At 44.0% G+C, this 20,856-nt stretch carries 16 protein-coding genes; 1 reads left to right on the top strand and 15 read right to left on the bottom strand.

The genetic code is table 11. The annotated features are described in order from the left end of the window. Positions 1 to 14 precede the first annotated feature (14 nt). The 12 genes from ACDZ28_RS16930 to alaS form a co-directional block, all read right to left on the bottom strand. Positions 15 to 1,079 (bottom strand): LacI family DNA-binding transcriptional regulator, encoded by a 1,065-nt coding sequence (locus ACDZ28_RS16930; protein ID WP_339289856.1) that lies wholly within the window; start codon positions 1,077 to 1,079, stop codon positions 15 to 17. Positions 1,080 to 1,124: 45 nt separating this feature from the next. After that, positions 1,125 to 2,426, bottom strand: a complete 1,302-nt coding sequence (locus ACDZ28_RS16925; RefSeq protein WP_375105370.1) for an ABC transporter substrate-binding protein — start codon at positions 2,424 to 2,426, stop codon at positions 1,125 to 1,127. Between the two features lie 40 nt (positions 2,427 to 2,466). Next, positions 2,467 to 4,335: a sensor histidine kinase gene (locus tag ACDZ28_RS16920; RefSeq protein WP_375105270.1), complete on the bottom strand. Its 1,869-nt coding sequence runs from the start codon at positions 4,333 to 4,335 to the stop codon at positions 2,467 to 2,469. A gap of 162 nt (positions 4,336 to 4,497) precedes the next feature. Then, the gene (locus ACDZ28_RS16915; RefSeq protein WP_156114748.1) at positions 4,498 to 6,675 is read right to left on the bottom strand and encodes a methyl-accepting chemotaxis protein; all 2,178 of its coding nucleotides are present in this window, start codon (positions 6,673 to 6,675) and stop codon (positions 4,498 to 4,500) included. A 316-nt stretch (positions 6,676 to 6,991) separates the two neighbouring features. Beyond that, on the bottom strand, positions 6,992 to 8,323 hold the full coding sequence (locus ACDZ28_RS16910; RefSeq protein ID WP_042125482.1) for a U32 family peptidase: 1,332 nt from the start codon (positions 8,321 to 8,323) through the stop codon (positions 6,992 to 6,994). Between the two features lie 97 nt (positions 8,324 to 8,420). Next, positions 8,421 to 9,353 carry a peptidase U32 family protein gene (locus ACDZ28_RS16905; protein WP_375105269.1) on the bottom strand — a complete coding sequence of 311 codons (933 nt, stop codon included), beginning with the start codon at positions 9,351 to 9,353 and terminating at the stop codon, positions 8,421 to 8,423. Between the two features lie 56 nt (positions 9,354 to 9,409). Next, complete coding sequence (gene mltG, locus ACDZ28_RS16900; protein ID WP_231574078.1) at positions 9,410 to 10,459, bottom strand: endolytic transglycosylase MltG; 1,050 nt, start codon at positions 10,457 to 10,459, stop codon at positions 9,410 to 9,412. 382 nt (positions 10,460 to 10,841) lie between these two features. After that, positions 10,842 to 11,150 (bottom strand): DUF1292 domain-containing protein, encoded by a 309-nt coding sequence (locus tag ACDZ28_RS16895; protein WP_042125478.1) that lies wholly within the window; start codon positions 11,148 to 11,150, stop codon positions 10,842 to 10,844. Beyond that, positions 11,143 to 11,451, bottom strand: coding sequence for a DUF1292 domain-containing protein (locus ACDZ28_RS16890; protein WP_038569507.1), 309 nt, complete (start codon positions 11,449 to 11,451; stop codon positions 11,143 to 11,145). Before ACDZ28_RS16890 ends, ACDZ28_RS16895 begins: the two co-directional genes overlap by 8 nt. Positions 11,452 to 11,464: 13 nt before the next feature. Beyond that, positions 11,465 to 11,884 carry a Holliday junction resolvase RuvX gene (gene ruvX / locus ACDZ28_RS16885; RefSeq protein WP_042125475.1) on the bottom strand — a complete coding sequence of 140 codons (420 nt, stop codon included), beginning with the start codon at positions 11,882 to 11,884 and terminating at the stop codon, positions 11,465 to 11,467. Continuing rightward, positions 11,881 to 12,156: an IreB family regulatory phosphoprotein gene (locus tag ACDZ28_RS16880; protein ID WP_042125473.1), complete on the bottom strand. Its 276-nt coding sequence runs from the start codon at positions 12,154 to 12,156 to the stop codon at positions 11,881 to 11,883. The genes ruvX and ACDZ28_RS16880 overlap by 4 nt, the downstream gene beginning before the upstream one ends. Positions 12,157 to 12,472: 316 nt before the next feature. Continuing rightward, positions 12,473 to 15,106 (bottom strand): alanine--tRNA ligase, encoded by a 2,634-nt coding sequence (alaS, locus tag ACDZ28_RS16875; protein WP_375105268.1) that lies wholly within the window; start codon positions 15,104 to 15,106, stop codon positions 12,473 to 12,475. A 565-nt stretch (positions 15,107 to 15,671) separates the two neighbouring features. Between alaS and ACDZ28_RS16870 the strand changes: the two genes are divergently transcribed. Further along, the gene (locus ACDZ28_RS16870; RefSeq protein WP_042125470.1) at positions 15,672 to 16,544 is read left to right on the top strand and encodes a CPBP family intramembrane glutamic endopeptidase; all 873 of its coding nucleotides are present in this window, start codon (positions 15,672 to 15,674) and stop codon (positions 16,542 to 16,544) included. 164 nt (positions 16,545 to 16,708) lie between these two features. Here ACDZ28_RS16870 and ACDZ28_RS16865 read toward each other — a convergent pair whose 3' ends face one another. The 3 genes from ACDZ28_RS16865 to ACDZ28_RS16855 form a co-directional block, all read right to left on the bottom strand. Further along, positions 16,709 to 18,097, bottom strand: a complete 1,389-nt coding sequence (locus tag ACDZ28_RS16865) for an MATE family efflux transporter (protein WP_042125468.1) — start codon at positions 18,095 to 18,097, stop codon at positions 16,709 to 16,711. A gap of 128 nt (positions 18,098 to 18,225) precedes the next feature. Beyond that, positions 18,226 to 18,396 (bottom strand): hypothetical protein, encoded by a 171-nt coding sequence (locus tag ACDZ28_RS16860; protein ID WP_375105267.1) that lies wholly within the window; start codon positions 18,394 to 18,396, stop codon positions 18,226 to 18,228. Positions 18,397 to 19,795: 1,399 nt separating this feature from the next. Further along, on the bottom strand, positions 19,796 to 20,713 hold the full coding sequence (locus ACDZ28_RS16855) for a DUF5692 family protein (RefSeq protein ID WP_042125466.1): 918 nt from the start codon (positions 20,711 to 20,713) through the stop codon (positions 19,796 to 19,798). Positions 20,714 to 20,856 lie beyond the last annotated feature (143 nt).

Raw genomic sequence — 20,856 nt, 5'->3', positions numbered from 1 at the left:
TGTAAAACTAATTGCTAGTCTCGCGGTTTATCCACAGAATCACGATGCACTATGTCTGCTGCGATCAGGATCTTCTCCAGTGGTGCAGAGGGATGCCCAATCCGGCTTAGCAGCTTCTCCACTGCCGCCCGGCCCATCGCTTCTTTAGGGACATGTACAGTAGTTAGCGGCGGAATGCCCCTTGAGGCATCCTCAATATTATCAAAGCCCGTAACCGAGATATCCCCTGGAATATTAAGACCTTCCGCCTTCAGGATATCACTGACCGAGAGTGCTGTTTTGTCATTGGCGCAGACCAAGGCGGTTGGGAGTGTCTTCGCTTTTTTCCGCTTCATCACCCAATTTTTAAAATCCTCTTGGAATACATCTTCCTCCACCCCTTCCAAAAAGAGATTTGAGTCGTCTTCCAAAGGCAGTCTTATCCCACTCTCCTCCAGCGCACTCCGAAAGCCAATCCACCGGTCACGGAAGCTGCGTGAGAATCCAATATTCCCGATAAAATGCATTTGGGTATGGCCTGTCCCCATCAAATGATTAGTCAGCCGAGCCATCGAATCCACATTGTTCGCGAATACAGTATCACTTGGAATTAATGGATCTTCATGGTCAATTAACACCATCGGCAGACCGATGCGATGTACCTCAAGCAGTAAAGAAGTGGAGATTTCACCCACTCCTACCAAACCAAGAATCCCGCTTGGGTTCAAGATATTAACGAAATTATCTGCACGGTTCTCAGAGATGATAACCATTCCTAGTCCTTCTTGATCCAGAGCAAGAGCAATACCGTCTACAATCTTTCCCCAATACAAGGAATCCTGAGTCTGTGAGCGGATATTCGGCATTAATACAAGCACAGATTGCTTATTCCGATCACTCCCCGCCACCGGAGGCGTTCGTTTAATACCTTGGACAAAAGCGTTCTTTTGCGTAAAATAGCCTAACTGCGAAGCAGCTTGAATAACTCGTTCTCTGGTCGTCTCATTAACGCCAGCTTTACCCGATAGTGACTTAGAGACAACAAATTTAGATACACCGAGATGATCGGCTATTTTTTGCATGGTGACCTTTTTAGCCATATTAAACCCTCCAGAGATTGTAATAAAATTAATGTTAAACCAAAGTTAAGGCTGAGAAGTTACCTGTGTTGCTACCCGCGCTTCCGTCCATTTTGCATTTAATTCGTCAAAAGACTTTTGTAAATCAGGCGCAGCAAGTAACTCTTGAATATAATCTCCGGACCAAAAGGACAGCTTAGCTCCATTTGCCAGATCGATGAACGCATCACTTTGTACCGTGCCATAAACCAGCTTAGGTTCATAAGATAAAAATTCACGGTACTGCGGCATAAAAGGGTTTAAGCTGCCGTCAGCAGGGAGAAATCCCCAATCATCTTTATAGGAAGTCTCCTTCACAAAAAAGTTCAGCCAAGCCATTGCAAGCTCTTTATTCTTGCTATATTTACTTACCCCCATGAACCAGTCTGAATTGATCGGCGCATAATGAGAGTCACTATTATCATATGGAAATGGGAAGAATCCAATATCTTCTGGCGAAGCTCCAACATCAAAGACTTGTCTAATGGTCCAATTTCCAACTAAATACATCCCTGCTTGACCCTTGGCGAGCTTAGTCTTCGATATTTCCCAATTGTTCGAGAATAGTTCATCTTCAACATAACCTTTAGATATTAGGGTTCTGGCAATAGAAATCGATTTCCCCCATTCATTATCAAGCTGCCACGGGCTATCTTCATTTACCATTTTATTAAGATATTCAGGGTCGCCTGCCATATAGTTAACTAGAGTATTCCCCCATTCACGCAGTGGCCAAACCGCCCCATAATTCATATATAGCGGGATAACTCCAGCCTGTTTCAACTTAGCACAAGCCTCATAGAATTCATCTAGTGTCCGTGGTACAGAAGTGATCCCTGCTTTTTCGAAAGCTCTCTTATTATAGACGATCCCAACCGTGGTAGTTCCCGTCGATACCCCATATCTTTTGCCCTCATAAGTAGAAAAAGAAGGGAACCGTTCACCAGCAGTTGTTTCCTCATCCAGCGGCTCGAAAAAATAATCCAGCTCCTTTGCAGGGAGATTTACCGGAAGCAGCAGTACATCACCCGCATCCTTAGTGGACAGCCGTACCAGAATATCCGTTGCATAGTTGGACAGACCTTCAAATTCGACATTCGCCCCGGGGTATTTTAGCTTGAATTGATCTGCGTATCCTTGAAAAGTTCCGTTCTCAATCAAATCTATTCGATTGGTCATCATGACTATAGTGCCGGATAAGTCAGACTTCACTTCGTTTCCAACTGGAGGTGCTGGTGATTCCGTCTGCTTGGTGTTGTCCTCACAGCCACTTATTGATATCAAAAAGAGAAGAAGCAGTACGGTACGCATAGACCAGTGTAATCTCATCCCCTTCAACGGACAGCCCCCTCTGATTTCAGTCAGGTAATCAAATCATTTCCGGTTCCAGCAGCGGTAGCGACAAAATAACATCCGTCCCTTGTCCAAGCGCACTGTATACCTCAATTCCATATGCCGCTCCATAATGAAGGCGCACTCGTTGCTGTATATTTTTCATACCAATCCCCCCATTGATGCTTTTCTTAGGAGGACTTTCTTTCTGAAGCCCATCGTTCAATCTCTCCAAAGTGAGCTTATCCATTCCACAGCCATCGTCCTTAATATGAAACAGCAGCATTTGCTCAGTAATCTCGCAACGAATGCTTAGATGCATTTGCGGTTTGTTATCATCTAAGCCATGATAGGCTGCATTCTCTATGATCGGCTGGAAGACCAGCTTGATAATAGAGTAATTATCTAGCTCCTTCGGCACGTCGACGTCGAGTACGAAACGATTAGGGTAGCGACAGTTCAGCAGCTCAACATAATTGCGTACATATCCAAGCTCTTGCTGCATTGTCGTTTTACCGCTCAAATCACTTGTACTATACCGTAGCAGTTTACCTAAAATAGAGATCATATCCGCAGCTTCAATATCATCATTAAGCTCAGCGGTCATCCGGATCGACTCCAGCGTATTATAAATAAAATGAGGATTAATTTGACTCTGCAGAGCGTGAAGTTCCGCTTCCTTCTTCTGTTCTTCGATTCGGTAGATATCTTGAATTAACTGCCTGATCCGAGCCAACATTCGATTGAACTGATGTCCGAGCAGACCAATCTCGTCACGCCGCCTAACCCTAAACATCACATCCAGATCGCCGCCCTGAACCTTTTTCATCAGATGAATCATTTGGGATAGCGATTTAGTGAGCGCAAAGGAAAGAATAATGGAGATGATTAGCGCCAACACAATGATACTTAATGTAGCAGCGAGTGTTGCATTACGAGTCACCTTCACATCCCGCATCAGCACATCCACAGGAATGGAGATAATGGCCTTCCAATTGCTCTTGTTAGAGCTTGAATAGATATTCAGAAATTCTTTTCCGTTGACTGTATCATAGAAACTTCCGGATATCCCATCGACCCTTTTGAATCGCTCTGAATCAGATACATCTGTGGCAAGAAGCTTTTTATTACTGTCGTACACGACCATCCCATTTCCATCAACAATCAGAGATTGGCCATGTGTTACTTTATCCAACTCTTTAACTCGATTCTCCAGATTGCTAATATTCGCTTCTACCGCGATCAGCCCAATCGGATTTAGCAATCCATCCACGATTTTGCGAACAACAGTAAAAGCATATCGAGTACTCTGCAAATTACTCGTAAACGATTGGGTGCCAAACAAGAGTGCTTCTCCGCTGGAATCCTTCGTCTGCTGACTCCAGTACGTATAGCTTTGATCAAGGTCAAGCCGCACTCCACCATCCTTGGCAGAATAATAGCCATTCCCATGAGCATCAAAAATATAAACCGTGTTCGCGCCTCGCTTAATATTGTTAATAAATGAAATATTACCTTCTATTCCCCGCTGAATGGATAGCAACAGATCAAAATCTCCAGGCGACAATGAGGCACTGCCTCCTTTCCCACCCATGATCTCTTTCTGCTCATAGTACCGGTTTGAACGAATTAAATTTTGTTTAATATCGTTCACATAGGCTGGCATAGATGAAATTCGCTTCATATCTTCGATATAATCATCTACTCCATCCATCATTTGATCGATTAGCTTCTCAGAATAAGCAATAGTGTTGCCCTGAATAGACGCTGAATAACTCTTATAAGTAAACACACTAATGAAGGTTAGCGGAAGCGTAATAATGATTAAAAAGACGAGGAGCAGCTTGCGTTCCATGCTCATGTCCCCGATAGCGGACCACCAGCCAAAGATGCGTTTACCTTTCATAGGGTCCTTCTCCTTAAACCTTTTTACTAACTTGTTATTATTAATTACCTAACAAAATTATTATACGGGGAAGTTCTTCTTTATACAATAACAAAACCGCTTCCTCATAGCGAAGAAGCGGTTTTGTTAGGAAGACCATATAATGATTAATAAGGGATCCTATTACTTTATAGTGAATAATGACAGCTTGTCCTTCAACTGTCCTGAAGCACTTTCCAGCTTGCCTGATAGTGAAACGAGTTGATCACTAACACTTTGCTGTTCGTTACTGAGTGAAGCCACTTCTTCAGAAGTCGCTGAAGATTGCTCAGCTACAGCACTGACGTTACCCATCGCTTCTGACAACACAACCTGTGAATGATTTAAGCTGCTGATCGCTGTTGTCACCGATTCCAGACTAGTAATGAACTCATCCATCTGTCCCTTTACGGATACAAAGATATCACTCGTACTCTTCACTGAGCTTATTTGCTCTTTAAAGAGAGGGGCCACTTCAGATAATACAGCTTCCGTTTCGTTCATTTCCATTATGATCTTGTCGGTAATTCCGGCTACTAGGGCGATAGACTGCTTTGATTGGTCGGCAAGCTGTCGCACTTCACCTGCTACCACCATAAAGCCCTTACCAGCTTCACCTGCACGTGCAGCTTCTATCGTCGCATTTAATGACAAAATATTCGTCTGCTGTGTGATACTCTTCATCACGTCCAGCACCTTAATTACTGAAAACACCGTTTCTTTCAAATGATTAACACGCTCTACAAGCGCACTTGTCTTTTCCCCAGTACGGCTAGTCTGATCCAATAAATCCGTTAATTGTTTAGCACCTTGCGCACTGGCTTCTCCTACCCCACGAGCAGCCTCGTCCATCTCAGAGTTGGCACTGATCACAGTCTGCATTTGTGTAGCTATCACATCTGTAAGCTCATTCCCACGTTCGGCTTCAAGTGCCAGACTGCCTGCTCCTCCGGCGATTTCTTCCGTCGCGGCTGCGATCTCCTTCGCTGAGATAGCTGTCTTGCGCGATGCTTCTCCAAGCTCCCCAGCGGTCTCCAGCACATCTCGAGCGGTTTCTGTCGTTTGCGATACAAGCTCAGTAATACGCTCCATCATCAAGTTAAAGGATGCTGACAGTTGACCAATTTCATCCTTAGACACATATTCTGTGCGTACACTTAAGTCTCCACCTGCACCTTGAACCATAAGATTCTTCAAACGTGCCAGTGGGCGAGCAATCATACGAACCATCCAAATTCCGATGAATATCGCCAGCAGAGCCGCACCCGCAGCTGCAATAAAAGTTGTCAACAGAATCGGACGTGCTTCCTTCACAAGCTCGTCTGTAGGAACTACACCGGTGAGCTTCCAATCCGCACGCATCATCGGATTAAACACCGCCAGAATTGGTTTGCCGTTAGAATCTTTGACATCTAGACTAGTGTTATTCTTCTTGCTCTCTTTGATAAAAGTAAACTCCGACGGCTTTCCTTCATCCTTCTGATCGGTAGAAGCCACCACTGTTCCATCAGGAGTCACCAATTGAATACGGGAGCCGTCTCCAAGCTTCACGCTTGCGAAAGCTTCTTCCAACAGTGCATTTTTCATTACAATCATGATTATGTAACTATCATTTGATCCCAGATTTTTAAGAGATCTCACCATAGCGATATCCTTTTCTTCATTTCCTTGAACGGAAGTGGAGAACCAAATATTTTTGGCACCGCCTTTGTCACCGTCTGAATAATATGGATTATATTCTTTGGTGCTGGCTAGAACCGTCTTATACCATTCTTGCTCTCTTAATCCATCAAGATTAATGCCACCACTACCACTTGTAACAATATCTTGATCAGGTGACTCTGGAATCAAAGAGACACTGATAATATTAGAATCTGTTGTAGTCTGACTGGATAATTTCTTACTAATGGAGCTTGTAGCTTCAAACTTTTCATAAGACGTTTTGGCATTCACCAAAGCCCTAAGATCCGTTTGCGTTTGTGCATCAAAATAAAGCTGCAATGCCAGGTTCTCATACTGTTTCAAGGTAATATCCAGCTTCTCAGCAGTCTGAATAATAGTCTGACGATAAGCTTCGGATACGTTATTCTTTATCGTTGTTTTTGCCTTTGAATATGATATTAGTCCAAGTGACATCACTACGATTACAGTGGAGCAAAGGAAGATTAGAAATAACTTCACTCCGACGGATTTGATAGGATTCACTCTCTTGATTTGGCTTCCCCAACCCAACACCATATTCTTAGCATCTAGCTTTGATGTCTTACCTGTGCTTGCTTCATTGCTCTGTACATTTACGGATTTCTTATTATTTTTCTTCATCTCTAACCTTCTCTCTTTATGCTTTTCACTAATACTATCTTGATCAGGATCCCCATCATGATCATCTACCCGCTAATATTAGAGGACATATGAAAGCGCTAACTATATTATATATCGGTATATTAGGTCTTTTTTCTTAGCTTTAATACACTTTTTTTATAACTTTTAACCTATGTATTTTGAGGCAAAAAAACTTCGTTCGTTCTGCCCTCCTTCTTGGATTTATTTGTTAGTTACTAATATATATAACTTATTGTTAGCTTTGTCAAAAGAAAAACAGGGATGCTCTTCTAACAAAGAACATCCCTGTATCCTATTAAGATTTTCTCTTACGCATCATATCAAAGTATGCTACTGGTTGATCTACCTTCATGCGAACACGTTGCAGAGGATGACGGGCTACATCAAGCGGGTTGCCTGCTTCATCCCATATTTCCGCTACAGTCTGCTTAAAGAACGTATCATTCGGTCCGAAGAATTCAACTTCCTGACCAGGCTTGAAGTGATTGCGTTGCTGAATTAGTGCCATTCCACTCTCAGCATCGTATTCTAGCACAAGTCCGGCAAAATCATAAGGAGCTGCTTTTTCTTCCGGCTCATAGATATGATCTTCATGATCCGGAGTATCATAGAAGAACCCTGTGTTAAGCGGGCGATTCGCCGCTTTGTTCAGCTCGTCCAGCCACTCTTGCTTCAACTCGTACCCTTCCGGATCAGCCATGTAAGCATCAATGGCTTTACGATAAGCATTAACGACAGTAGCTACATAGTGAATCGACTTCATCCGTCCTTCGATCTTGAAGCTGTCGATACCGACTTCAATGAGTTCAGGGATACTTTCCAACATGCACAAATCCTTAGATCCCATGGAAAAGGGATTATCCCCTTGCTGATGCAGTGGAATCTGAGTTACACCCGGAAGTAAAGGTGCCGGAGATTGCACTTCAGCTTGATCTTCTTCAGACACCCAAGTGCCTTCAGGACGCGCATCCTCGAACAGATCATATTTCCAGCGGCAAGACTGGCAGCAGCCTCCGCGATTGGAGTCACGGTCTGTAAAGTGATTGGATAATACGCAGCGACCTGAGTATGAGGAGCACATCGCACCATGGATAAAGCTCTCAATTTCAATATCGACATGCTTCTTAATCTCGGCGATCTCTTCCAGGCTTGTCTCACGCCCGAGTACTACACGTGGTAGACCTTCTTCTTTCCAGAAGGATACGGCTTGCCAGTTCAGTGTAGATTGTTGAGTACTCAAATGCACCTCTAATCCAGGTACTAAACGGCGCGCTGTATCTACAATGACTGGGTCAGCTACGATAATGGCAGCAATACCGACTTCATATAGGTTACGCAGATATTCTTCAATCCCTGCGACATCTTCATTGTGAGCATAAATGTTCGTTGCAACAAATACCTTAGCGCCATACTTCTTCGCGAATTCAACACCTTCACGCATTTCCTCAAAGCTGAAATTGTCTGCCCCTGAACGCAAACCGTATTTCTGCCCTCCGATATAAACAGCATCCGCACCATAATGTACTGCGAATTTTAATTTTTCCAAATTACCGGCCGGAGCTAGGAGCTCCGGTTTGTCCAGACGGTAACGTTTGCCCTTGAATTGCGGCTTTGTCATGGTTCCCATTCCTGTTCTCCCCTCCATCGCCCCGCAAAGTGATGTCTACACTTGATTACAAGCATTTAAGTCTTTGCAGGGAAATAAAAACTGTCTTAAATTAAACTTAATATACTTGCTCTTTATAGAAAAATCCGAAGCTTAGCTCCCGTTCTGGATCCTGCAACGTTCTGATTGCTTCCATCCAATCCTCTTGAAAAGAATATCCTTCTGGGTCAGCTGCATAGAGATCAATAGCTTTACGATATGTCTTAACAACCGCCACATTATAAGCTGTTGATTTCAACAATCCTTCAATCTTAAAACTCTGTACGCCTGCAGCCATAAGGATATGAAGATCCTCCAAAATACAAATATCATCCGAACTCATAATATGTGTACCGTTCACGTCTTCATAGATCGGGAACTTTTGGTCATCTCGTTCTGCCTCAATCAAGAATAGACCACGTTCCTTGCCAAGACTGCCCCCTTCAATTGGACGTCCTTGATGTGACATATAGCTTTCTACAAGCTTACGCTTGGAATGATATATATTGGTCATGCCGTGAACCTGAACCTGTGCTTCTACCTCTAAAAGCGGAACCATTTCCGTCATTTCATCCATATTCAGCTCACGGGCAAGAACAACGCGACTAGCCCCTTTACGCCCCCAATAATTCGCGGTTGCGTAATTGGTAGAGGTCATTTCTGCATTCCAATGCAGATTCATCCCCGGCGCTTCCTTTTTCACTGTAGTCAACACAGCAGGATCACCAAATTCAACACCATCAACACCAAGTTCACCTATAGCCTTCACATAGGCAGGAAGCTCTTCGAGAAGAAGGTTGGACATGAGCCCACCTAGTCCAGCATATACCTTGCAGCCACGCGCATGTGCCATTTCTACGACAGCAGCTGTATCCTCCAGCGAAAAATGTCCGGCAAGACGCATGCCGAAACGGTCATCCCCGATGAGCAACGCGTCGGCTCCGGCATCCAGCAAAGCAGCAGCTTCCTCTAAGGATGCTGCTGTCGCCAACAATTCCGGTTTGTTAGTCATGTTGTACCTCCTACTTGTACAGTTGTTTCAACCGCACCACTCTTCATTTTAATATTTTATTTCGATTCTTGCTTACTTTTTTCGATATTGGCTAAATGTTCCTTGTAGGTCTTAGCAAACAAATGGCCTTGTGTACCATCTTTCTTAGTCACATAGAAGTAGTATTCAGATGCCTCAGGTTCAAGTGCCGCCTGAATGGAAGCCAGCCCTGGATTACTAATAGGTCCCGGAGGAAGCCCAATATTTCTATACGTATTATAAGGACTGTCAACTTCCAAATCTTTATATAACAGTCTTTCCTTCTGTTTGTCGAGCAAATATTGAACCGTAGCATCAATCTCCAGCTTTTGCTCCTTCTTTAAGCGGTTATAAATCACGCCAGCGACTAGCGGTCGTTCACTATCTACCACGACTTCACGCTCAACTAACGAGGCCACCGTCAACAGTTCATGTAGCGTCATTCCACGTGCTTCAAGCTTCTGCTTCCAGTTCGGGATCGTATCCAGTTTCTTCTGGAACTGATCCAATAACGCTTCTACAACTTCCTGCGGTGTACTGTCCTTAGCTAGTTCATACGTTTCTGGGAACAAGTATCCTTCAAGACGATGGCGAAGATTCTTATCCTGTGGGATACCTAGAAGATCAACTCCCTTTAACCCCGCACCGGTATCCATTATTTCGAGAAAAATAGCAGCCTCCTGATTCCACGCTTCAGCAAGCTTCTTGGCAATCTGCTCAGCAGTATATCCTTCGGGAATTGTAAAAGTTATGGTCTCTTCCTTAACAACATCACCAGCATTTAACCTCTCGATGAGCTCGTCATAGGTATCGCCTGGACTAGCAACATAAGTACCAGCCTTGAAGCTAGAACCTTCTTTGGTCCATTTCAAATATCCCTTAAAAAAAAGACTGTTGCGAATAATGCCATTTTGTTCGAGCAGGTCGGCTATTTCCGCACTACCCATGCCCTTCTCTATCGTAAATGTTACGGCAGGTCCTGCAGGCTTTACCGGCTGCATCCCGTTCCAAATGTACCAAGCGCCTCCGCCTCCTGCTGCTACCAGCAAAAGAATAACGATAAGCACAGTACGGATTGCGGATTTCAAGTCAGGTTCCTCACTTTCCGACTATAAAGTATAAAAGTGTATTACTTAAAATTCAATACATATCTCAAGAAATGCTCTACATAAAGAAGTCACTGTAAGAGTTACAGGGAATTACTCCCTATATTTCATCAGCTCAAGGCATGATCCCGGTTATTCCTTAAAATTATAGGGAGTAATTCCTTATAATATCAAAACACCAACCAATCCCTCTTACTTATGAGGAGAATTCCCTATAAGTAAGAGGGATTGATGATCGTACCTAAATCTCAGGAATTAATAGTTGAATTCTCCAAAAAGAACATCACATATACCAAGCAAAAAGAGCGCGGAATTCTCCGCCCTCTTCCGTACTCGTCATAAATGTAACGTACATGTTTAAGACTTACTCTGCGTCATCCACTGGGAAAGTCATCTCATCATATAGTTCTGAGATATCTTCCCATTCTTCATCGTCAACGATGTTCTCTAATTCCGGAAGTCCGTTAGGAGAGACAACGATACGCAGGATTTCATAATCCACGTCTTTACCAGCGCCTTGCAGCACAGCATAGCCGCGACCACCGACTTCAAATTCGGCAATAATATCGTAAATGGAAGACTTGCCCTGCTCATCTTCCAGTTCTACTGTTTCTCCGTAGGCTTCTTTAAGTCGAGAAGTCCATACCGCTTGATCAGCGGATCGTTCAGTCATTCTCAGATCCTCCGTCCAACTCGTCAACCAGTGTGTTGAAAGTCTCTTCGACAATCGCCCACTCCTCGTCATTATCGATCATGAACAATTGAAGATCGTCGCCTTCTTCCACATAACGGAACGCATAAACCTCATCGGTTTCCTCGTCCTCGGAATCAAGCGGAACCACCATCATGTACTTAGCGTCCGAGCCATCAACCTCAAACTTCATAATGACCTCGAATTCCTCTTCATTACCTTCCTCATCGGGAATATAGATAATTTCCGGTTCTTCCTCTTGGCCAATCTGTTCGTTTGTCATTTCCTCGCACCCCTCACCTTTTACTGTTAGCATCCAAAAAATTTTGCAAAATCAGGGCTGCAGCCATTTTGTCCACAATCCCTTTGCGTTTCTTCCGGCTGACGTCCCCTTCAATCAGCACCCGCTCTGCGGATACCGTCGTCAGACGCTCATCCCAAAGGTGTACGGGCATTGCAAATTGCTCCCGCAGCTTGTCAGCGAACTCTATGCAGATTTCGCCCCGGGGTCCTACTGAGCCGTTCATATTCTTCGGTAGACCAACTACAATCTCTCCAATTTCGTGCTCCGTAACAAGTTCACGAATACGTTCGAACTCATTACCAGTACCGCGGCGCTCAATCGTTTCAAGAGCTTGTGCCGTCCATCCAAAAACATCGCTTGTGGCTACACCGATTCTACGGTCGCCGTAATCCAGTCCTAACTTCTTCTTCATCTGGGATTATCCACCTTGTGATTGACGAGGTAGAATCTAACCAGCTCTTCAATCAGCTCATCACGTTCTTTTCTCCGGACCAAACTTCTCGCATTGTTATGACGCGGAATGTAAGCTGGGTCTCCGGAAAGTAGATACCCTACGATCTGATTGATCGGATGATACTCTTTCTCCACCAGTGCATCGTATACAGCGAGCAATATTTCCTGGGGAGAAGCTTCCTTTTCGTCGCCCTTCACATTGAATTTGACCGTTTTGTCCATGGAGTCCATTTGTGACACCTTCCTTCTGCAAAATCACCCTATCAGGGCGGCTTCGCAAAGTTGCTACTGTGCAGCTCACTTGCTTCCTTTATCATAACATATTCATAGCCCAACGAGGAAATCCTACGCGTGGAATAACGCTTTTTTTGGTATTTCCTCTACAAAAATAATGATATTTTTGGCTTTTAAGCTATTGTCAAGCACAACTTTCCATGAAAATCTAACCACCTGTTAATAAAGAGTAGCGGTACTGATGTCAACCTCTCAGTACCGCTATGTTTTTTCGTAATACGTTTAAATTAAGAAATAGTTTCGTAATTTTAATTTATGCTAGGGAAGCTATTAATTCTTCAGCTTTAGCCAGTGCCTCACTAAGCTTGGAAGCGTCTTTACCGCCAGCTTGTGCCATATCTGGACGTCCGCCGCCGCCGCCGCCGCATACTGCTGCAACTTCTTTAACGATCTTACCAGCGTGGAAGCCCTTTTTCACCAGATCCTGTGGTACAGCTACAACAAAGTTCACCTTATCGTCCATGGCAGCACCCAGAACAAGAACAGCATCCGGAAGCTTGGATTTCAATTCATCTGCAGTGGAACGCAATGCATCCATATTTCCTGCTTGAACGGCAACAGCAAGAAGCTGCGTACCTGTGCCAACCGTCTTCACACTGCTCGTTAGTTCAGCAGCAAATGTTGCGCTCAGCTTAGATTGCAAGGATTCATTCTCACGCGAAAGCTCACGGACTTGGTTATGCAATGCTTCAATCCGTTTTGGAACATCATTCAAAGAAGACTTCAGTAGACCTGCAGATTGCTTTAGCAGATCCAGTTGACTCTCAGTGAACTGATAAGCGTAACGTCCAGTCACTGCTTCGATACGGCGCACTCCAGAACCAATACCACTTTCGCTAAGCAGCTTGAAAATTCCAATTTGAGATGTGTTGGATACATGGCATCCGCCACAAAGCTCAAGGCTGTAATCGCCGACTTGAACGACACGGACGATATTACCATACTTTTCACCAAATAGTGCCATAGCACCCATAGCCTTAGCTTCATCAATCGGCTTGTTCTCAATGACAACATCAAGACCACGCCAGATTTGTGCATTCACGCGATGCTCGATGTCGCTTAGTTCTTCCGGTGTAATCGCTCCGAAATGGGAGAAGTCAAACCGTAAACGTGCGCCTTCCACTAACGATCCTGCTTGGTTAACATGGCCGCCGAGAACCTCTTTGAGCGCTTTATGCAGTAGATGGGTAGCTGTATGGTTCTTCACGATATCTTCACGCTGTGCACGATCTACTTCAGCGCGAACCGATTCGCCTACTTTCAATTCTCCAGCTTCCACAGTTACCAAATGTACATGTTGACCGTGTGGAGCTTTGAACAATCCTTTTACCTTAGCTGTAACCGAACCGCCAGTAAGCACACCCGTGTCACTTACTTGTCCACCACTTTCAGCGTAGAACGGTGTTGCCTCAAGAATCACTTGGCACTCCACGCCTTCGCCAGCAGTATCCACCAATTCGTCACCCACAACAATAGCCATAATCTTCGACTCTGTTACCGAGTCATTATATCCAACAAATTCACTTTTAACCGTCAGATCCGCCAATGCACCACCCTGAATCTTCATGCTGCCACCGTCATGACGTGCTGCTCTTGCACGGTCACGCTGTTCTTGCATAGCGGCATCGAAACCATCACGGTCTACAGTTAATCCTTGCTCTGCTGCGAAATCTTCAGTCAAGTCAAACGGGAACCCGTAAGTGTCATAAAGCTTAAATGCATCGGCTCCAGCAATGGTACTGAGGCCATCCGCTTTTGCTTTAGCGCTGATCTCGCCCAAAATAGCCAGTCCGTCAGACAATGTCTCGTGGAAACGTTCTTCTTCTGTACGGATAATCTTTGCGATATATTCACGATTCTCGACAACGGATGGATAATACACACCCATAATCTCGCCAACAGTTTCCGTTAATTCATGCAGGAATGGACGATCCAGACCCAAGGTTTTTCCATAACGAACGGCACGGCGTAGCAATCGACGGATAATATAACCACGACCTTCATTAGAAGGAAGTACTCCGTCACCTACGGCAAAAGTAACCGTACGCACATGGTCAGCGATAACTTTAAGCGCGATATCCTGCTCAACATTATCTTTATAAGTTACACCGGCAAGCTCAGCAGTTTTTTGAATAATCGGTTGGAACAAATCGGTATCGAAGTTGGAATCTACATCTTGCAAAATGGAAGCAAAACGCTCTAATCCAGCACCGGTATCAATGTTCTTGTTCGGAAGCGGCGTATAGCTGCCATCCTTGTTATGGTTGAACTGTGAGAACACTAGGTTCCATACTTCAAGCCAGCGTTCGTTTTCTCCGCCTGGATACATTTCTGGGTCGCTCATGTCGCTGCCGTAAGCTTCGCCGCGGTCATAAAAGATTTCCGAACAAGGACCACAAGGGCCTTCGCCGATATCCCAGAAGTTTTCATCTCCCAGCTTAATGATGCGTTCTGCTGGCAAGCCCACTTTTTCATTCCATAGCTTGAATGCTTCTTCATCCTCAGCATACACAGTTACGGAGATGCGTTCAGGATCGAAGCCGATCCACTCCTTGCCAGTTAAGAATTCCCAAGCCCATGTAATAGCTTCTTCTTTGAAATAATCGCCGATAGAGAAGTTACCCAACATTTCGAAGAACGTATGGTGACGACGTGTCTTCCCTACATTCTCGATATCATTGGTACGAATACATTTCTGTGAGTTCGTCAGGCGCGGATTCTCAGGAATCTCACGTCCATCAAAGTAAGCTTTCAGCGGTGCCATACCTGCGTTAATCCACAGCAGCGATGGATCGTTATGCGGTACGAGGGATGCACTAGGTTCAATCTTGTGACCTTTACTTTCAAAAAACTTAAGCCATTTGGAACGAATTTCACTTGCTTTCATTATTTACAGCTCCCGTCTCATCATTAATTCGGCGTATGCGCCAGATTACACAAATTTTCTAAAAAATAAAAACAAAAAAACGCCCCTGAATAATTCAGGGACGATTAATATCGCGGTACCACCCTGGTTATCGCCTTAACCCGATTCACGGGAAAATTGCAGACGATCGCCTTGTCGCGGCTGATAACGGGTGCCCCCGGTGAGATTTGTGATCCCACACTCCGAAATTAGCTTTCCACCGGCCTGTCTTCAAGGTTCTCACAGCCATTACGAAACGCTTTCGTAAAGGAACCTGTTCTCTGATCAAGCCATCCTCCGGTGTACTTCATTTTCATCAACGTTTTATCCGATTTACATTTTAACATTTCAAGTATAGCCAGTGCCCCTGCATCTGTCAATCCGGGGGGTAGCTAAGGCTAAAGTGAGAATATATGATTTTTGTAATGGTGAACTCGAACACTTAAAGAATATAGTAAATCTCAGATATCATTTGGGAAATTATGTATTATAGATGATGTTCTAGAATACGCAATGCTCGGGTAAAACCTAAGGAGGATTACAAATCATGCTGCGCAATAAAGTAACTGAGGAGCTATCGATTGTTAAAGTTAAGCCTACATCAATACGCTATATCGTCAGTCTCATTTTTATTCATATTCTCTTCACACTAACGGTTAACCTTGTCCTTTTTGCAAATGGAACTTTAAGCGTTATTGCCAAAAGCACAAACGGATGGATCAACGAAACGTTAGCTGCAAATCTGTTCGGCCTTGTGTTAGAAGTGGTTATTTTCTTATGTATAATAGCTAAATTATCACCTAGTGATATTGGGTTAAGAAAAAATAAATTATTAGCAGGACTTATCGGTACTTTACTATTTTGGCTTGCTATAAACATTGTTGATTTAGGTATGACATTACTGACTCACTCAAGTTTAACATTCAATAATGATATCTTTACGAATTCGAACGTCGTCTTCGGTGGATTTCTGGGTCAGATTTTCGGAAATGCTTTACTGGAAGAAGTTTTGTTTCGGGGCTTTCTGCTAGTTCAAATTTATCTTTTATTAAATAAAGTCAAAAAAGTCAAAACCAATACTTCACGCATTGTTTATGCAATGCTTATCTCACAATCGATCTTTGCCGCTATACATATCCCAAATCGGATCTATTCAGGATTAGTCGGAATTGATTTTGTTTATGATTTTATCGTTCTAGTAATCCTAGGGATCATATTCTCATTACTCTATGTCCTAACTAAGAATCTATTTTTCGTGATTGGCGTCCATTCCTTAATGAATGTTCAGATTATGTTTTGGGATAGCAGTTTCACTTATACAGCAACTTTAATCTGTGTATTGTTACTGGCTTGTCTTTTAATTTGCTTCAGAAGAAAGAAATTCCGAGCGGAGAAATCGATGGATTTGAGTCTTCACTAGCAAATCCCTCCCCACATACTTCGGAAGCAGACGATAACAAAACGTAGGGCAGCGACTCTCAAGTAAATATGAGAATCGCTGCCCTGTGCTTTATTTTTACGTTTTTAATATAAAAGAGCTACGTTTCCGTCAGCAGGCGTAGGTAGTGTATCCTATCAACAATTCTAAATCAGCTTGTGTGCAAACCACTTTTTGCCTTTGAAGCGCCACAGAAAAATGCCCCCGCGAACGGCCCACTCGCAGTTCATTGCCAACCAGACACCCATGACACCGTAACCTAGTACGATCCCAAGGATGTATCCAAAAATCACCCGAAACAGCCACATCGTCAGCATCGAGGTAATTGAGGTGAAGCGGGAATCTCCCGCTGCCCGCAGCGCGGACGGCAAAATAAAGCTGACGGCCCACAGTGGAACTTGGGCAATGGAATTCACCAGCAGCACCACAAACAGATCGTCAATGATCTCGGGAGGTGGGGAAAAGATCGATACCAGCGGGTGGAATAGTGGCATCAGAATCAAGGCGATCAACGCCAAAGAGCCGGACCCTATCCAGAGAAAGGACTTGATGAACTTTCTGGCTTCAGAGACATTCCCCCGCCCGATACATTGGCCGACCACCGTTACAATAGTTAGCGACAGCGCGCTGGCTGGAATTTGAAACACCAGAGCCAGCGAGCCGGCAATGGCATTGGTCGCAATGGCATAAGTGCCTAGGCTGACAATAAACACCTGAGTGAGCAGTTTACCCCCATTGAAGAACATCTGCTCCGCCGCGAACGGCACGCCGATGAACATGATTCTCCTCAGCATGGTCAGAGGGATTCGGAATAGGTCACGAAAACGCACCCGCAGGGTCGTATCCACCTTGAACAGATACACCAGGGCACAAACCATACCTGCATACCGCGCGATATTAATCGCAAGCGTCATCCCCAGCACACCCATGTGCAACAGGTTAATGAAGACCACGTTCAGGATAACATACAGCAGGTTCATGATGAGCGACAGCATCAAAGAAGCTCGTGTCTTGCCCACTCCTCGCAGAGCTCCGCAAACCGCCTGAACCACCGCGATACCCAGATACGAGATGCTGCTGCCGATCATGTAGATGCGGGCATTGTCCAGCACTTCGGGTGAGGCGGTTCCGAACAACAGGTTCAATATTGGAGTATGTAATCCCATTAGCAACAGACCAATTCCCAAAGCGATCAGCGACACCGAGGCGACCGAAGCCGCCGTAGCCTGGGACACCATCCGGTCGTTTCCGCTCCCTTTATACTGCGCGACTACCACTGTTCCCCCGGTTGCAACCGCCACGAACACATTGATCAGAAAAATATTCAGCGAATCCACCATATTCACTGCACTGACCGCCGCCATTCCGGACGAGCTGATCATTGCGGTATTTACCAGATTCAGTCCAATAATGAAGGCCTGGTCTATCAGAATTGGAATAAATAAAGCTATAATTTGCCGATAATCCATCCCCTCCCCAGAAAGATATTTCTCTAGTAATCTTTTCTTCTGAAGACTAGCCCGAAGCTGCTGCATAACATATCACATTCTTTTCTGTAAAATGGAAAAAACTCTTCATCCGAAGAGCTCTTCAACAAATTATACCCATTATACCGTGGGCACTTTACATTCAGTTTACTATAGATACACTTTTAAGTCTTTAATCAGGAGTCAAAAAACAACAACTGTCCTTCACATATTTGAAGAACATAATCTTCATCAGAATTATGCAGCTTCAGACCATCAGACCATTGAATCATTCGTTCATCAAAAGTATTGGCAAAAGTCTTTAAGCGGATTGCGTTATGCTTGATGATTATGATTGATCTTTGCATTTACGCAAGAAAAACGCCTGACGGCTTCCTTGGTGGTAGAGTTACAAGCTGAGTACATCCGTAATTCCATAATCGTATCCATATATACCTTCGTAGTGAGGTTCCGAGAGACGGACCGCATTGCCCTTATTCCCTAATAACAGGCCCATTCCCGAGTGACTTGGGGCGGCGCTGGCTCGTTTACGTTACCGTCGGCACATTGTATTTGTTTTTTCGCATACATTCGGCTCGATTACGTTACCATCAGCACATTATATTTGGTTTTTCGCATACATTTGGCTCGATTACGTTACCATCAGCACATTGTGTATGGTTTTTCGCATACATTTGGCTCGTTTACGTTACCGTCGGCACATTGTATTTGTTTTTTCGCATACATTGGGCTCGTTTACGTTACCATCAGCACATTATATTTGGTTTTCCGCATACATTGGGCTCGTTTACGTTACCGTCGGCACATTGTATTTGGTTTTTCGCATACATTCGGCTCGATTACGTTACCATCAGCACATTGTATTTGGTTTTTCGCATACATTTGGTTCGTTTACGTTACCGTCGGCACATTGTGTTCAGTTTTTCGCATACATTTGGCTCGATTACGTTACCATCAGCCACATTGTGTATGGTTTTTCGCATACATTTGGCTCGTTTACATTACCGTCAGCACATTGTAATTGTTTTTTCGCATACATTCGGCTCAATTACATTACTGGCGGCACATTGTATTCGGTTTTTCGCATACATTGGGCTCGTTTACATTACCGTCGGCACATTGTATTTGTTTTTTCGCATACATTGGGCTCGATTACGTTACCATCAGCACATTATATTTGGTTTTCCGCATACATTGGGCTCGTTTACGTTACCGTCGGCACATTGTATTTGGTTTTTCGCATACATTCGGCTCGATTACGTTACCATCAGCACATTGTATTCAGTTTTCGCATACATTCGGCTCGATTACGTTACCATCAGCACATTGTATATGGTTTTTCGTATACATTTGGCTCGATTACGTTACCGGCGGCACATTGTTTTCGGTTTTTCGCATACATTGGGCTCGTTTACATTACCTCGGCACATTGTATTCGCTTTTTCGCATACATTCGGCTCGATTACGTTACCATCAGCACATTATATTTGGTTTTCCGCATACATTTGTCCGTAAGCTCGACTAAAACATGCATTTCGAAGGATATAAGGTCCGCTCGGCCCGTTATACATCCCAAAGAGGCGTGAGCTTAATTAAAAACATTGCTCTCCATGGCCACCAGTTGAATATAGGCCCATCTCATAAATTCGTTTCACATTTCTCCGCAATCTCGAAATCTTTAATATTTCTATTCCATAAAAAAACCCGCGCTAGGCGCGGATTCTTAAAGAAGCTATTAGACTTTTATTATTTCACACTCTCCGCAATCGCCTTATAAGCCGCTAAATCTGTATACACTTCCACTTTAAGCGGATTCCGTTTATGTTTAATAATTTTATAGAAGTGATAGACAAATACTGCAATGTTAGCAGCCAAGGATAATGCGCTCACTACCCAAAGTGCGGTTTCGCTATGTGAGGATTGAACAGCGAACTTCGACTCACCAACAAACGCCGGGAAAGACATCGTAAACATCATCCAAATCGCCAAGGTTTGAGCGCGATGCTGCAGCCATGCTCCTTTTTTGAAGAAGAACGCTGGAATGGTACAAGAGATCAACAATGCTGCGCCTGCATAGAAGGCATGGTCAGAAACTGCGTTATATACATAAGCAAAGTTCCAAATATCATAGGCGATAATCCAGAACCAAAGCTGGTCAGGCCACAACATATCCTTACTCTTGTCTTTACTGATAACAATACCCATCCAACCCGAAATCGTAATAATGTTCAGAATACCTGCGATCCCGTTCATTATGTTCCAAGGACCACCTACCATCATTACGCCATCCACCATACCCTGCAAACTGTACACTTGGAAATCACGGATAACAGCTTCAAGGATGTTAACTGCAAGGATAATCGCCGGGAACATTAAGATATATTTATTTTTGTCCCAACCTTTAACATAGCGGATCGCCATGAACCCTAAACATCCTGCCAAAGCAGAATATACCTTAACCCAGTGAAACCAAGTTCCAGTACTAGAACCCTCACCCGCCGTATTCGGCCAAACCGCTATGGTAAGCACAATAGGTACAGCTATAAATAGAATGATTGAGAACCACTTGCTCTTTCGAGCTATCTCGTTGAAAATCATTAATCCTGCAAGTACTACTAACCACATAAGAGCAGAGTACCAGGGAATCGATTCGAATAAAAACATAATGAATTCCTCCTTCATATTTTGTATATAAGCTATGTCTTGAGTCCAATATATCCCATCCTCCTTCGAACGATCAAACCACTCAAAACGTTGATTTATCAAGGTTTTCATAGTCTCATTTCGAGTTAAGTTTACACATCAAT

The organism is Paenibacillus sp. RS8 (assembly GCF_041956825.1).
Lineage (GTDB): Bacteria > Bacillota > Bacilli > Paenibacillales > Paenibacillaceae > Paenibacillus_AQ.
The sequence above is the reverse complement of the archived record's forward strand: the minus strand, read 5'-3'. Positions and strand labels throughout refer to the sequence as shown.

Excerpts from the sequence above, each read along its gene's own strand:
- ACDZ28_RS16930 (WP_339289856.1), bottom strand. The coding sequence starts at position 1,079 with ATGGCTAAAAAGGTCACCATGCAAAAAATAGCCGATCATCTCGGTGTA.
- ACDZ28_RS16925 (WP_375105370.1), bottom strand. The coding sequence starts at position 2,426 with ATGAGATTACACTGGTCTATGCGTACCGTACTGCTTCTTCTCTTTTTG.
- ACDZ28_RS16920 (WP_375105270.1), bottom strand. The coding sequence starts at position 4,335 with ATGAAAGGTAAACGCATCTTTGGCTGGTGGTCCGCTATCGGGGACATG.
- ACDZ28_RS16915 (WP_156114748.1), bottom strand. The coding sequence starts at position 6,675 with ATGAAGAAAAATAATAAGAAATCCGTAAATGTACAGAGCAATGAAGCA.
- ACDZ28_RS16910 (WP_042125482.1), bottom strand. The coding sequence starts at position 8,323 with ATGGGAACCATGACAAAGCCGCAATTCAAGGGCAAACGTTACCGTCTG.
- ACDZ28_RS16905 (WP_375105269.1), bottom strand. The coding sequence starts at position 9,353 with ATGACTAACAAACCGGAATTGTTGGCGACAGCAGCATCCTTAGAGGAA.
- ACDZ28_RS16895 (WP_042125478.1), bottom strand. The coding sequence starts at position 11,150 with ATGACTGAACGATCCGCTGATCAAGCGGTATGGACTTCTCGACTTAAA.
- ACDZ28_RS16890 (WP_038569507.1), bottom strand. The coding sequence starts at position 11,451 with ATGACAAACGAACAGATTGGCCAAGAGGAAGAACCGGAAATTATCTAT.
- ruvX (WP_042125475.1), bottom strand. The coding sequence starts at position 11,884 with ATGAAGAAGAAGTTAGGACTGGATTACGGCGACCGTAGAATCGGTGTA.
- ACDZ28_RS16880 (WP_042125473.1), bottom strand. The coding sequence starts at position 12,156 with ATGGACTCCATGGACAAAACGGTCAAATTCAATGTGAAGGGCGACGAA.
- alaS (WP_375105268.1), bottom strand. The coding sequence starts at position 15,106 with ATGAAAGCAAGTGAAATTCGTTCCAAATGGCTTAAGTTTTTTGAAAGT.
- ACDZ28_RS16870 (WP_042125470.1), top strand. The coding sequence starts at position 15,672 with ATGCTGCGCAATAAAGTAACTGAGGAGCTATCGATTGTTAAAGTTAAG.
- ACDZ28_RS16865 (WP_042125468.1), bottom strand. The coding sequence starts at position 18,097 with ATGCAGCAGCTTCGGGCTAGTCTTCAGAAGAAAAGATTACTAGAGAAA.
- ACDZ28_RS16860 (WP_375105267.1), bottom strand. The coding sequence starts at position 18,396 with ATGCAAAGATCAATCATAATCATCAAGCATAACGCAATCCGCTTAAAG.
- ACDZ28_RS16855 (WP_042125466.1), bottom strand. The coding sequence starts at position 20,713 with ATGTTTTTATTCGAATCGATTCCCTGGTACTCTGCTCTTATGTGGTTA.